This window comes from Hymenobacter sp. CRA2 (assembly GCF_002007105.1).
Taxonomy (GTDB): domain Bacteria; phylum Bacteroidota; class Bacteroidia; order Cytophagales; family Hymenobacteraceae; genus Solirubrum.
Genome location: NZ_MVBC01000010.1, coordinates 1 through 12,051 on the forward strand (window position 1 = coordinate 1; position 12,051 = coordinate 12,051).

Here is a 12,051-nt window from a genome sequence, read left to right on the forward strand (position 1 = left end):
CAGGCCCGTACCCGTGAAGCACTGGAGGCGGCTATCCAAACCGCGGTTGAGTGGATTTCCAGCAAGGATGCCAAAGCCTGGTTCAACCATTGTGGTTATCATGTACATCGTTCATGAATCCGCTATAGCATGAGTTTACAGTTCGGGCCATGCCAACTCTCAACTTCTCCTAAGTAGCTACCACTAATACCCTCTACCTCCTCTAGCAGCCCGAGTCGCCAGATACTTACGTGCCCCGTGGGGGCCCGTACGACGCCCCGCCCCACCCTCATGAAGCGGCCGCTGAAGCTCCTGTCACCCCGCGTCAGGTTCATGTCACGCGCGTTGAACCTCCTGTCACCTCCGCGGAGGTTCATGTCACGTCCAGCGTCCTCTATCCTTTCTCAGGTCGCGCATCAAGCGAGGCAGGGGGCCAGGCGGTGCCTGTTACCCATCCTACCCACTTCACCCCTGCTTACAACTTACCCGCCGGCGCCCGGCTTCCCCAGCGGAAGTCGGGCGCCTTACGTCTCAGCTCGCCCTCCGCCTAGTGTTGGCTGCTCACTCACGCGCCAACGCCGTGCCGCCCAGCGGCCGGGCAGCTTGCGTTTCAAGCCGTTACCCGGCAGCTGGAGTATATTCGCGCAACGCATAATTCCACTCCCTTATATGAAAACACCTGTCCTCGTCGTCACGCTGCTGCTGACCGCCCCGGCCGCCCTGCGGGCCCAATCCGTCGGCATCGGCACCACGGCTCCGGCCAGCTCCGCCATCCTCGACGTATCAGTCCCCAACCCAGCCACCAACCCCAAGGGCTTCCTGCCGCCGCGCCTCACCAAGGTGCAGCGCGAAGCCATTCAGAACCCCGTCGCCGGCCTGCTGGTGTACCAGACCGACAGCCCCAGCGGCTCGGCCGCCGGCCTTTACCTCTACGGCGGCAGCTCCTGGACGCTGCTGCCCGACGCCGGCAGCGGCGACAACCTGGGCAACCACGTGGCCACCCAAAACCTGGTGCTGAACGGTAACCAGCTGGTGGGGGGCACCGCCACCACCCCCGGCACCGTGGGCCTGCGCATTAACCCCGAGGGCTTGGTCCGCATCGGCAGCACCAGCACCGGCGGCCGCCCCGCCGCCGGCTTCCCCTACGGCCTGCGCCTCGACTACGCCGACGCCGGCCTGCTCGCCACCGGCACACTGGGCTACGGCGTCATTCCGACCAGCGGGGCGGGGCTGCGCCTGATGTGGCACCCCTTCAAAGCCGCCTTCCGCGCCGGGGAAGTCAACGGTACCCAGTGGAACGACGCCAACGTCGGCTTCTATTCCTACGCTTTCGGCAACAACGTCACGGCCTCGGCCTTCGCCACCTTTGCCAGCGGCGACGCCTGCACGGCCAGCAACCAGGCCAGCATAGCCATGGGTAGCGGCAACACCGCCAGCGGCACGGCCAGCGTGGCCCTGGGCGCCAGCAGCACCGCCAGCGGCTTTGGCAGCCTGGCCGTGGGCTTCACCTGCCAGGCCGAAGGGCAAAGCTCGGTGGCCATTGGTTACCGCGCCACGGCCGATAACGACTACTCCATATCCCTGGGCCAGCGCGGCAGCAACAACGGCCATACCGGCGTCTTCGTGGCCTCCGACGCCAGCTCCACCAACACCTTCAACAGCACGGCCAACAACCAGTTTTCGGCCCGCTACACCGGCGGCTACCGCCTCATTACCAACTCGGCCATGACTATCGGCGTGCAGGTCGCCGCCGGTGGCAACTCCTGGGTTACTATTTCCGATTCCACCAAAAAAGAGCGGGTAGTCGTGGCCGACGGCAACCAGTTTCTGGAGCGCATCAACCGCCTGCGCCTGGGCTCGTGGAACTACCGCGGGCAGGACCCCGGCACCATGCGCCACTACGGCCCCATGGCCCAGGACTTCTACCACGCCTTCGGCCGCGACGCGGTCGGCCGCATTGGTAACGACACGACCATTAACCAGGCCGACTTCGACGGGGTCAACCTCATTGCCATCCAGGCCCTGTACCGCCAGGTGCTGGAGCTGAAGGCCGAAAACGCCCGGCTCCGCCAGCAAGTGCAACAGGGTCAGACAGCGTCGCAACAGGCGCAACAGGCCGTGTCAGCCACTGCCGCGCTGGAGCAGCGCCTGCGCCGCCTCGAAGCCCAGCTTGCTCCCCAGGCCCAACGCTAAGCATTGAGCCGCTACCGCCTGCGGGCACTGGCCCAAAACGACCTGCGCTTCCCCAGCGGTATGCTGGCTCTACCCGCCTCCCCAGCAGCCCGTCCCTGACCACCACTAGGAACGGATGCCGCTGATACCGTGCGGGCCGCCCCCACCACCAGATACTAACTACTCCCCCTTTCCTTTTCGGAGAGGGGGCCGTGCCCCGTGGGGGTCCCGTGAGGCGCCCAGCCCGTACTATCCGCTTAGCCCCCTATTGCAATTACCCGCCGAGGCCCGGCTCCCCACCCGCGGGAGCCGGGCCTTTTGCTTGCCTAGTCCCCATTTGCGGTACAACCCCAGTAGCCGAAACCACCGGATCGGCCGTAGCTTGCGCCCCCAACGAACCTCTACCACCTATTTGCCCCGATGAATGATCTAGCCCGCCGCCTCGGACTGCTGCTGACCCTTACTCCCTTCACCGCGGCGCTGGCCCAAACGCCCGCCCCCACGGCCGGCGTCGGCATTGGCGTTACCACCCCGCTGAGCCGCCTGCACGTGGCCGAGGGCAGCGTGCTGTTTTCCGCCGCCGGCGACGTCGCGCCCAACGGCAGCAGCGGCCCCACGCCCATCACCGGCACGGGCCGCCGCCTGCTCTGGCACGCCGACAAGGCCGCCTTCCGGGTGGGCTACCTCGGCCAGGGCAACAACTTCAACGGCGCCACTTTCTGGGACGACGCCAACATCGGCGCGTACTCCTTCGCCGCCGGCTTCAACGTGCAGGCCAGCGGCCGCTCGGCCGTGGCCCTGGGCGAAGAAGCCCAGGCCCTCAACGACTACAGCCTGGCCCTGCACGGCTACGCCAGCGGCTTCGGCTCGGTGGTCGTCGGCTACGGCTCGCAGGCCACCCAAGACTTCGCCGTAGCCATCGGTAGCAGCGCCCTCTCCGGCGGCGTCGGCAGTATCAGCATCGGACCCAATAACGCCTACGGCAACTACGCCACGGCCATCGGGCTGCAAAACCGAGCAGGTGCCCAGTTCTCACTCGCCGTGGGCAAAAACGCCCGCGCCGAGCACCAGGGCGCCGCCGTGTTCAGCGACGGCAGCGCCCTATCCACCCTCAACTACGTCATCAGCTCGGCCCCCAACCAGCTGAGCATGCGCTACTCCGGTGGCTACCGCCTCTACAGCACCGCCCGCGCCAACTCCCCGGAGGGCACCCTCACCAGCCCGGTAGCCGGCGTAGAGCTGGCCCCCGGCGCCGGCTCCTGGACCACGCTGAGCGACCGGCGCGCCAAGGAAAACTTCCGCCCCGTCGACGCCGAGCAGGTGCTGCAGAAAGTAGCCGCCCTGCCCGTCACCGAGTGGAACTACAAGTCGCAGCCCGCCACCCAGCGCCACGTCGGCCCCATGGCCCAGGACTTCTACCAGGCCTTCCGCCTCGACGGCCTCGACCGCGACACCACCATCAACACCGGCGACATCGACGGGGTGAACATGGTCGCCATCCAGGCCCTGGCCCAGCGCACCGCCCGCCTGCAGCAGGAAAACGAGCAGCTGCGCGCCCAACTGCGCCAGAAGGACGAGCAGCTGGCTACCCAACTGCAACTGCTAAACCAGCGCCTCGCCGCCCTGGAGCAGCCCACCATGCCGCGCCAGCCCCGGCGCAAATCGAGCAACGTCACCCAGAACGTAGCCACCAACTAAGCCGCGCCTGGAAAGGCGTTTGAGACTCCTTGAACGGATCTGCTGAGCCCCGTCGAACCGAAGGTCGGCGTAGCCAAGCAGGTCCGTTCTATAATTTGCAAACCCAGCCGAAGCCCTGTAGACGGCACACCGGTGCCCCGCCATTCCATGTTTCGGGCTACCCTTCTGCTTAGTTCCATACCGCTGCTGACCCAAACTGTAGCCCCACTCACCGCCCCGGGCTCCTGGCAAAAGCCGTAATTTCGGGCCATGTACACGCTTCACCGCCAGCCGCCGGTTCCCGTACGCCAGTTCAAGCCCGATGCCGCCTCCGGGAGCACCGCCTTCACCCTGGCCCGCGCGCAGGGCGAGCTGGTGTACGAGTCGGATCTGCTGCTGCCGCACCGCATGGGCTACTACCTGCTGGTGTACGTGCAGCACAACCGCGGCCGCCACTGGGTCGACGCCACGCCCTACGAGCGGCAGGACCACGCCGTGTACTTCGCCACGCCGGGCCAAGTCCTGGTCAAAGAGGAACCCACGCCCTTCTGGGGCACCCACCTCACCTTCAGCACCGAGTTGCTGGCCCTGCAACAACACGCCGCCCTGCGCGAGCTGCCGCTGATCCAGAACCCCTACCACGGGCACGAGCTGCGCCTAAGCCCGGCCGATGTGGCCGTGGTGGAGGATGTGCTCGACAAGCTCCAGGCCGAGTACGCCCAACCCGGCCCCTGGCAGCACCGCATGCTCAGCGCCTACCTCACGGTGCTGCTCACCTACCTGAGCCGCCTGTACACCGAGCAGTTTTCCGGCGCCGCGCCCTCCCCCGACAAGCTGCTGCTGAAGGCCTTCCAGGCCAGGATTGAGGAATGCTTTCACGAGCGGCACGAGGTCAGTGCCTACGCCGAGATGCTGCACATTTCGGCCGGGCACCTGAGCGAGGTGGTGAAGGCGCAGAGCGGCAAGCCGGCCATCAAGCACATTCACGAGCGGCTGGTGCTCGAAGCCCGCCGCCTGCTGGTGTACACCCCGCAGCCGCTCAAGGAAATTGCCTTCGACCTCGGCTTTGCCGATGCCTCCTACTTCAACCGCTTCTTCAAGCGCGAAACCGGCAGCACCCCGGCCGAGTACCGCAGCCGCAGCCGCGAAATGTACCAGTAATACCGCGGAATGGGCGCCAGCCGCGCCCGGAGGCCCCGGTAGCTTTGTGCCGTTAATCACTTGATCATGAAGACAGCACTCATCACCGGCGCCAACAAGAGCATTGGCCTGGAAACCGCCCGCCAGCTTCTGCAGCAGGGCTATTACGTGTACCTCGGCAGCCGCGACCTGCAGAAGGGCCAGCAGGCCGCTGAGCAGCTGCAGGCAGAAGGACTGACCGAGGTGGAGCCCCTGCAAATCGACGTAGCCGACCCGGCCTCCATCGCCGCCGCCCGCCAGACGCTGGGCCAGAAAACCGAGGTCTTGGACGTGCTCATCAACAACGCCGGCATCCTGGGCGGCATGGCACAGCCACCCCTCGGCACCGACGTGCGCGTGATTCGGGAAGTGTTCGAAACGAACGTGTTCGGCGTTATCGAGGTGACCCAGGCCTTTATCGACCTGCTGCGTCAGTCCTCCGCGCCGCGCATCGTCAACGTCACCTCCGGACTAGGCTCCCTCACCCTGCACAACGACCCAAGCTGGAAGTACTACCCGGTGAAAGGGGCCGCCTACGCCCCCTCGAAAGCGGCGCTGAATGCCTACACCATCATGCTGGCCTACGAGCTGCGCGACACGCCCTTCAAAGTCAATGCCGTGGACCCCGGCTACACCGCCACCGACTTCAACCACCACAGCGGCCCCGGCTCGGTATCCGATGCCGCTGCCCGCGTCGTCAAAGCCGCCCTGCTCGGCCCCGACGGGCCCACCAGCCAGTTTTTCAGCGACGACAACGCCCCGGAAACCGGCATCAGCCCGTGGTAACCAGGACGCTACGGCCTGGCTGAGGCGCTGCCGGAATGCCCCTGCTTCCCTATCCTTTTCATGTCGCGCATCAAGCGCGGTAGGGGCCAGGGCTGCGGTACCCAGCAGGTGCGCCCAAGGCTCGTCGTATATCCGGCCCTACTCCATGACAACTACCCCGACGCCCGGCTTCCACAGAGTGGAAGCCGGGCGTCGGTGCTTGTGCCCTGCGCCTGGCATGGTCCGCTGCCCACTGTCGCCGGTTTTCGCGCTACTACTTGTCAATCAACTTACATAAGCCAGCGCCTATATTTGACTGCTACCCAACTGCTATGAAAAAAACCTTACTCCTGCTGAGCCTGGCCGTCCCGACCGCGGCCCTGGCCCAAACCTCCACCGGCCCGGTCGGCATCGGCACCACCGCGCCCGACCCGAAGGCCGCCCTCGACATCACGGCCACGGGCAAGGGCCTGCTCATCCCCCGCATGGACTCGGCCGCCCGTACCAGCATCGCGGCCCCGCCCGACGGCCTAATGGTATTCCAGACCAACGGCCGCAAGGGCTTCTGGTATGCCTTCGGTAGCACCTGGTTTTTTATCCCCGACAAGGCCAAAGCCGGCGACAACCTCGGCAGCCACGCCGCTACCCGGGCCATTCAGTTCAGCACCACCAACGCCGACAAGCTCACCTTCACGCCCAACGGCAGCGACGGCCCCAAAATTGCTCTTTCGACGACCAACAACCTGGACTTTTACGCCAGCAGCGTCGCCAGCAGCCTGGGCGCCCACCGCTTCCTGACCTCAGAGAGCGGAACCTGGCTGGAGCGCCTGCGCGTGGACCGCAACGGCCTGCTGGCCGAGGGCGAGGACTTCGTGGGCAGCATTCCCAAGCAAGGCGCGGGGACCCGCCTGATGTGGTACCCGGGCAAAGGGGCCTTCCGTGCCGGCCGCGTCAACGGCTCGCAGTGGAACGACAACAGTGTGGGCCTGTACTCCGTGGCGCTGGGCTACGGTACCACTGCCTCGGGCGACAATACCCTGGCCCTGGGCCCGAACAGCACCGCCCGCCAGGGTTCGGCCGTGGCCATTGGCGAGCGGAACGTTTCCAGCGGCTACTGCTCCTTCGCCCTGGGTTACCACGCCAACACCAACGCCAAGCCCGGCTCCTTTGTCTTCGGCGACTTCAGCACGAGCAATGAAATCCTGGCCAACGTCAACAATGAAGCGACCTTCCGCGTGGCAGGCGGCTTCCGCATCTACACCAACGCCAACCTGCTCAGCGGCGTCACAATTGCGCCCAATGGCTCCTCCTGGGATGTGGTATCCGATTCCACCAAGAAGGAGCGGGTGGTGCTGGCCGATGGCAATGCCTTTCTGGAGCGCATCAACCGGATGCGGCTGGGCTCGTGGAACTACAAGGGTCTGGACCCGGCTACCACGCGCCATTACGGCCCCATGGCCCAGGACTTCTACGCCGCTTTTGGCCACGACGGCGTCGGCACCAGCGGCAACGACACGACCATTAACCAGGCCGACTTCGACGGCGTCAACCTCATTGCCATTCAGGCCTTGTACCGGCAAGTGCTGCAGCTGAAGGCCGAAAACGCCCAGCTGCGCCAAAGCCAGCAGAACGCCGTCAATAGCAGTGCCGACCTGGAGGAGCGCCTGCGTCGCCTCGAAGCCCAGCTTATGCCCCAGGCCCGGCGGTAGCCCCACCCGCTTGTGCCCCAGGCCCGGCGCCCGCCTTCTGCAAGCAGAAGGCGGGCGCTTGGCTTTTCGGCTTAGGCGCCGTCGGCGGCGGTGCGGGCGGCCGAAGTAACCGGCGCCTTATCACGCCCCGTCACCGACAAAATCAGCTGCACGGCTTCGGCGGGCTGGTCCCATTGCGGCAGGTGGCCGCAGCGGTCAAACCAGTACAGCGCGGCATCGGGGAAGGCGGCCGCGGCCCGGGCGGCCTGCCACGGAAAGCACACCCGGTCCTGCCGCCCCCAGCCGATAACCAGCGGCTGGCGGATGCTGCCGCGCGGGGCGCCCTCCTGCTTCTGCCCGTAGGCCAGGTGCCAGAGCAACTCATCGAAGTTGGTGGTGCGGGCGTAGGTGCGCATCTCGTCGAGGGCGGCGTGGGCGGGCACCCGCCACGGGTGCGCGGAGTATTGCCAGAGCAGCAGCGTGCGGCCCACGGCGCTGCCCGTCAGGGCGGGCATGACGGGCTGCAGCCCCCGGATCAGCCGCACCGCGCCGGCCCCGGTGTAGTAGAAGAACGGCTTTTCCCAGCCCGCCCAAAACCCGCCGGGATTGAGGGCGACGGCCGCCCCGAGCACGCCGCGCCGGGCCAGCTCCAGCACCAGCCGTGCCCCCATCGACGAGCCCACGCAGTCGACGCCGACCAGGTCGTGCGCCCGCAGCCACTCCACGAGGGTATCGGCCAAGGTGTAAATGGAGTTTTCGCCCGGCAGCGCGGGCGTCTGCCCGTGCCCGGGCAGGTCGATGGCAATAACCTCGCGGTGGGCGGCCAGATCATCCAGGATGGTTTGCCAGCCGCGCCAGCTGCTGCCGATGCCGTGAATGAGCAGCAGGGGCCGGCCGCTGCCGCGGCGGATGTGGTGAAGTTCCATAGAGCGTTATAGTGCGAAATGAACGGGCCACCCGCCGGGCCCTTCCCGGCGCCGCAGCCTACAGTGGTACGCAGGTACCCGCCTCGTGGTCATGCGCTATGATGTCCGGGCCGGGCAATACCGGCGTCCGCAGCCTCGGTTATGCTTCCCCAAAGCCGGGTGCACGGCTTTGCGTTACTTTGGCCCCTCCACCCCGCCTCCACTCATGAAACGCCTTGTTCTTTGCCTGGCCTTGCTTGGCACGCCCTGGACCTTACACGCGCAAGCCCCGGCCTCGCCCCACGCCAGGCTCGACGAATACTTCCAGACGCTGGCGACCCTTCAGCAGTTCAACGGCAACGTACTGGTGCTTAGCCAGGGGCAGAAGCTGCTGCGCGGCACCTACAACATTCCCGCCCAGAGCGACAGTCTGCGCGTCGGGCCCGGCAGCTGCTTCATCATTGCCTCGGTTTCGAAGCTGTTCATTAAGTACGCCGTGCTGTTGCTGGCCCAGCAGGGCCGGCTCAGCCTGCAGGACCCGGTGAGCCGGTTCATCCCCGATTTCCCTCGCGGCCGCGACATCACCGTGGCCCACCTGCTCGGCCACCAGTCGGGCCTGCCGCGGGAGCTGCAGGGCCGCGAGCAGCTGGAGCAGGTAAGCCTGGCCCGCACCGTCGAATTGGCCAAGCAGGAGCAGCTGCTCTTCGAGCCCGGCACCCGCACGCAGTACTCCAACGTGGGCTTCTTCGTGCTGCACCGCCTCGTGGACCTGGCCAGCCCCAAGGGCTACGCGGCCTTTGTGCAGCACGACATTCTGCGGCCCTTCGGCATGAAGCACACCGGCGAGTACAACGCCGCCCGCCGCATCCCCCGCTTCGCCTACGGCTTCGACACCGACGCCCACCACCGCATCCGCCCCGTCGATGCCATCAACATCAACCGCTTCGAGACCGGCAACTACTACTCCACCCTCGATGACCTGGAGCGCTTCGCCGCCGGGCTGTTCAGCGGCAAAGTTCTGCGCGCCGACGCCGCCCAGCACCTGCTCAACGCCGACGGGGCCGTGATGCAGGCCGGCGGCCGCCCTGGCTACCGCGCTTACTTCTACCTGCACCCGGCCAAGCAGCTGACCTTCCTGCTGGTGAGCAACTACAGCGGCATGCCGGTGGAGAAAGTCATCAAGGACGTGCCCGCCATCGTGGCCGGCGAGCCGTACCAGCTGCCCGTAGCCGTGAACCGCCAGGCCGTAGCCGTGCCCGAGGCCGTGCTCCAGCGCTACACCGGCCGCTTCCAGCTCGAAGCCGACCCGGCCCAGGTGTTCGAGATACGCGTCGAAGCCGGCCAGCTGCTGCTGATCGACAAAGCCGGCGACAAGGCCGTCTTCCACCCCGACAGCGAAACCACCTTCTTCGACGACCCACAGTCGGCCGAGGGCCTGCGCTTCGAGCCGGACCCCGCTACCCACACCTACCGGCTTATCCTGCTCAGCGACGGCCTGACTCTGCCCACCAAACGCCAACTATAGCCGGGCCGCCGACCGGCTGAGTCCAGGGCGCCCTACTGCTCTGTTTGCCCTGTCCGACGCCCGGCTTCCCACTCGCGGAAGCCGGGCGCTCATATTTCTTTCGCCAGCGCAGGCAGCCTAGCAGCCGGGGCTACGGGCAGCCGCGCGAATGGTGGCCCCCAACACCTGGGCGCTGCCCGCCAGCAGGCAGCATTGCGTGGGTTTTCGGCCTTGGAGAAGCGCACCGCCCGCCTGCAGCAGGAAAACGAGCAGCGGCGCCAGAAGGACGAGCAGCTGACTACGCAACTGCAACTGCTGAATCAGCGCTTGGCTGCATTGGAGCAGTTCACCATGCCGCGCCGCAAATCGGGCGGCGCTACCTAAAACGTAGCGACCAACTAAGCACGGCGGCTACTCGATCTGATGACGTCGCCCCTCCGGCGCCTTCTGTTACAGGAGGCGCCGGAGGGGCGACGTTTGCGTTGAAATCAGTGCTAAGCGGCCGAAAGGCAACTTGCTGGTTGGCCCAAACACCGGCGTGGATGCAGTGCACCTGCGACGCCTCACCAGCAAGGCTTAGCGGCGAAGCGCGGCCGCGCCGCTCCTTCACCTTAGCTAGTAGCCTGGCAGGTGCTTAAGCTTGCAGGTGTTTGATAACGGCAATGACGTCTTCGTCGCCCAGCGCGGGCTCGGCCTGCTGGAAGGTTTGGTGCACGGTCTGGGCCAGCGGCGTATTCAATCCTTCGGCCTGGGCCAGGCGCAGGTCTTTGGCCAGTAGCTTCAGGGCAAAGGCGGCTTGGTAGTTGTCGGCCATGATGGCCTCGCCCTTCAGCTTCGAGAAAACGTTGCCCAGGGCGCTGTTGGTCACAATGGTTTGCATATCCTCGGCCCGCAGCCCGTGCTGCCGGGCAAACAGGAACGTCTCGGCCAGGCCCTGCGCATACACGCCGAGCAGGCTGTTGATGGCGAGCTTGGCCCGGTTGCCGTTGCCCGTAGCGCCCAGGTGCAGGGCCAGCTTGCCGAGGTGCCCAAACAGGGGCTGCACTTGCTGAAAAGCGGCTTCGTCGCCGCCAGCCATGATGACCAGCTGGCCCGTTTCGGCCTGCTTCACGCTACCCGAAACGGGAGCGTCGAGGTAGGTGTGGCCGTGCTCCTGGCTCAGGGAGGCCATTTCCTCGCTGATGCCCGGCGACACGGTACTCATGTTGACGAGCAGCTTGCCGCGCGCCGCGGCCGCCAGCAGACCGTCGGGGCCGGCAAACAGCTCGCGGATAGCTTGGTCGTCCGACACCATCAGAAACACCACATCGGCCTGCTGGGCGAGGGCAGCGGGGGAATCCGCCGTGGCGGCGCCGGCCGCACGCAGGGCCTCTTCCTTGTCTTTGCTGCGGTTGTACACCGTCAGCGGGTAGCCGGCCGCCAGCAGTCGGTGCGACATCGGGGTGCCCATATTGCCCAGGCCGATCCAGCCTACTCGGGGTTGTGCGGTCATATGCGAAGAAGAAAGAAGTCGGTGAAGAGTCCGGTATGCTATACAAGCCTGGCCGCAATTGGTTGGGCGCGGCGGTGGCAGCGCGGCGGGCCTGCTACCTTACGGGCATGAAAACCGAGAAGGAAAAGATGCTCAGCGGAGAGCTGTACAATGCCCTCGACCCGCAGCTCACGGCCGAACGCCTGCAAGCCCGCCTGCTGCTGAAGGCGCTCAACGATTCGCCCGAAGACCAGCCGGAGGAGCGCCAGCGCGTGCTGCAGCAGCTGTTGCCTCACGCCGGGCCCAATCTGTGGCTGCAGCCGCCTTTCTACTGCGACTACGGCACCAACATCCACTTGGGCGAGCAGGTATTTTTCAACTTCAACTGCGTGGTGCTCGACGTGGCCCCGGTCAGCATCGGGCACCGCACCCTGCTCGGGCCCAACGTGCAGGTGTACACCGCCACCCATCCGCTCGACCACCAAGTGCGCGCCACCGGCTTGGAGGCCGGCAAGCCCATCGTCATCGGCGACGACGTGTGGATCGGCGGCAGCGTGGTCATCTGCCCGGGCGTGAGCATCGGCAGCCGCAGCGTCATCGGGGCCGGCAGCGTGGTCACCCGCGATATTCCAGCCGATGTATTCGCGGCCGGCAACCCCTGCCGGGTCATCCGTTCCTTGCTCGACGCGGACGCGTAGCGGCGAGGCTACC

The 12,051-nt window shown here is 66.3% G+C and carries 10 protein-coding genes; 8 read left to right on the plus strand and 2 right to left on the minus strand.

Annotation, left to right across the window (positions count from 1 at the left end; translation table 11 throughout):
- Nucleotides 1-648: 648 nt before the first annotated feature.
- The 5 genes from B0919_RS15855 to B0919_RS15875 all read left to right on the plus strand — a co-directional run bounded on the left by B0919_RS15855 (nt 649) and on the right by B0919_RS15875 (nt 7,481).
- Complete coding sequence (locus B0919_RS15855) at nt 649-2,172, plus strand: tail fiber domain-containing protein (RefSeq protein WP_078013262.1); 1,524 nt, start codon at nt 649-651, stop codon at nt 2,170-2,172.
- Between the two features lie 399 nt (nt 2,173-2,571).
- Nucleotides 2,572-3,849, plus strand: coding sequence for a tail fiber domain-containing protein (locus B0919_RS15860; RefSeq protein WP_078013263.1), 1,278 nt, complete (start codon nt 2,572-2,574; stop codon nt 3,847-3,849).
- Between the two features lie 249 nt (nt 3,850-4,098).
- Nucleotides 4,099-4,989 (plus strand): AraC family transcriptional regulator, encoded by an 891-nt coding sequence (locus B0919_RS15865; RefSeq protein WP_078013264.1) that lies wholly within the window; start codon nt 4,099-4,101, stop codon nt 4,987-4,989.
- A gap of 66 nt (nt 4,990-5,055) precedes the next feature.
- A complete protein-coding gene (locus tag B0919_RS15870; protein ID WP_078013448.1) occupies nt 5,056-5,793 on the plus strand; it encodes an SDR family oxidoreductase in 738 nt (245 codons plus the stop codon).
- 311 nt (nt 5,794-6,104) lie between these two features.
- Nucleotides 6,105-7,481, plus strand: a complete 1,377-nt coding sequence (locus B0919_RS15875; protein WP_078013265.1) for a tail fiber domain-containing protein — start codon at nt 6,105-6,107, stop codon at nt 7,479-7,481.
- Between the two features lie 71 nt (nt 7,482-7,552).
- On the opposite strand, the gene B0919_RS15880 is transcribed toward B0919_RS15875, so the two are convergent.
- Complete coding sequence (locus B0919_RS15880) at nt 7,553-8,386, minus strand: alpha/beta fold hydrolase (RefSeq protein WP_078013266.1); 834 nt, start codon at nt 8,384-8,386, stop codon at nt 7,553-7,555.
- Nucleotides 8,387-8,591: 205 nt separating this feature from the next.
- On the opposite strand from B0919_RS15880, the gene B0919_RS15885 reads away from it, so the two are divergent.
- Both B0919_RS15885 and B0919_RS25335 read left to right on the plus strand, forming a co-directional pair.
- Complete coding sequence (locus tag B0919_RS15885; RefSeq protein ID WP_176133079.1) at nt 8,592-9,890, plus strand: serine hydrolase domain-containing protein; 1,299 nt, start codon at nt 8,592-8,594, stop codon at nt 9,888-9,890.
- A gap of 210 nt (nt 9,891-10,100) precedes the next feature.
- Complete coding sequence (locus B0919_RS25335) at nt 10,101-10,253, plus strand: hypothetical protein (protein WP_176133080.1); 153 nt, start codon at nt 10,101-10,103, stop codon at nt 10,251-10,253.
- A 250-nt stretch (nt 10,254-10,503) separates the two neighbouring features.
- Here B0919_RS25335 and B0919_RS15890 read toward each other — a convergent pair whose 3' ends face one another.
- A complete protein-coding gene (locus B0919_RS15890; RefSeq protein ID WP_078013268.1) occupies nt 10,504-11,361 on the minus strand; it encodes an NAD(P)-dependent oxidoreductase in 858 nt (285 codons plus the stop codon).
- A gap of 107 nt (nt 11,362-11,468) precedes the next feature.
- Between B0919_RS15890 and B0919_RS15895 the strand changes: the two genes are divergently transcribed.
- Nucleotides 11,469-12,038: a sugar O-acetyltransferase gene (locus tag B0919_RS15895; RefSeq protein WP_078013269.1), complete on the plus strand. Its 570-nt coding sequence runs from the start codon at nt 11,469-11,471 to the stop codon at nt 12,036-12,038.
- Nucleotides 12,039-12,051 lie beyond the last annotated feature (13 nt).